This window comes from Desertibacillus haloalkaliphilus (assembly GCF_019039105.1).
Classification (GTDB): Bacteria; Bacillota; Bacilli; order Bacillales; family KJ1-10-99; genus Desertibacillus; species Desertibacillus haloalkaliphilus.
The window spans coordinates 1-1,666 of record NZ_JAHPIV010000037.1 but is presented as its reverse complement, the minus strand read 5'-3'; the positions used below and the strand labels follow the sequence as shown (position 1 = coordinate 1,666).

The 1,666-nt window shown below is 52.3% G+C and carries 1 rRNA gene; it reads left to right on the top strand.

Annotation, left to right across the window (positions count from 1 at the left end):
* Window positions 1–89: 89 nt before the first annotated feature.
* Window positions 90–1,641, top strand: a 16S ribosomal RNA gene (locus KH400_RS20685).
* Window positions 1,642–1,666 lie beyond the last annotated feature (25 nt).

Below are 1,666 nucleotides of genomic sequence, written 5' to 3'. Positions count from 1 at the left end.
TTGTTCTTTGAAAACTGAACAAAAAGCCAAGCGAAAAAGAGATACATGATATCTCGTCAATTATTATTTTTGAGCTATATCAAACACTTTTTATGGAGAGTTTGATCCTGGCTCAGGACGAACGCTGGCGGCGTGCCTAATACATGCAAGTCGAGCGAACCAATTAAGAGCTTGCTCTTATGAGGTTAGCGGCGGACGGGTGAGTAACACGTGGGCAACCTGCCCTGTAGACTGGGATAACTTCGGGAAACCGGAGCTAATACCGGATAATCAAAAGAACGGCATGGTTCTTTTGTAAAAGTTGGGATTTCTAACACTACAGGATGGGCCCGCGGCGCATTAGCTAGTTGGTAAGGTAATGGCTTACCAAGGCGACGATGCGTAGCCGACCTGAGAGGGTGATCGGCCACACTGGGACTGAGACACGGCCCAGACTCCTACGGGAGGCAGCAGTAGGGAATCTTCCGCAATGGACGAAAGTCTGACGGAGCAACGCCGCGTGAGTGATGAAGGTTTTCGGATCGTAAAGCTCTGTTGTTAGGGAAGAACAAGTACCGTTCGAATAGGGCGGTGCCTTGACGGTACCTAACCAGAAAGCCACGGCTAACTACGTGCCAGCAGCCGCGGTAATACGTAGGTGGCAAGCGTTGTCCGGAATTATTGGGCGTAAAGCGCGCGCAGGCGGTTCCTTAAGTCTGATGTGAAAGCCCACGGCTTAACCGTGGAGGGTCATTGGAAACTGGGGAGCTTGAGTACAGAAGAGGAGAGTGGAATTCCACGTGTAGCGGTGAAATGCGTAGATATGTGGAGGAACACCAGTGGCGAAGGCGACTCTCTGGTCTGTAACTGACGCTGAGGCGCGAAAGCGTGGGGAGCAAACAGGATTAGATACCCTGGTAGTCCACGCCGTAAACGATGAGTGCTAGGTGTTAGGGGTTTCGATGCCCTTAGTGCCGAAGTTAACACATTAAGCACTCCGCCTGGGGAGTACGACCGCAAGGTTGAAACTCAAAGGAATTGACGGGGGCCCGCACAAGCAGTGGAGCATGTGGTTTAATTCGAAGCAACGCGAAGAACCTTACCAGGTCTTGACATCCTTTGACCACCCTAGAGATAGGGATTTCCCCTTCGGGGGACAAAGTGACAGGTGGTGCATGGTTGTCGTCAGCTCGTGTCGTGAGATGTTGGGTTAAGTCCCGCAACGAGCGCAACCCTTGATCTTAGTTGCCAGCATTCAGTTGGGCACTCTAAGGTGACTGCCGGTGACAAACCGGAGGAAGGTGGGGATGACGTCAAATCATCATGCCCCTTATGACCTGGGCTACACACGTGCTACAATGGATGGTACAAAGGGCAGCGAAACCGCGAGGTTGAGCCAATCCCATAAAGCCATTCTCAGTTCGGATTGCAGGCTGCAACTCGCCTGCATGAAGCCGGAATTGCTAGTAATCGCGGATCAGCATGCCGCGGTGAATACGTTCCCGGGCCTTGTACACACCGCCCGTCACACCACGAGAGTTTGTAACACCCGAAGTCGGTGGGGTAACCTTTTGGAGCCAGCCGCCTAAGGTGGGACAGATGATTGGGGTGAAGTCGTAACAAGGTAGCCGTATCGGAAGGTGCGGCTGGATCACCTCCTTTCTATGGAGTTTAACTCTAGTCGACA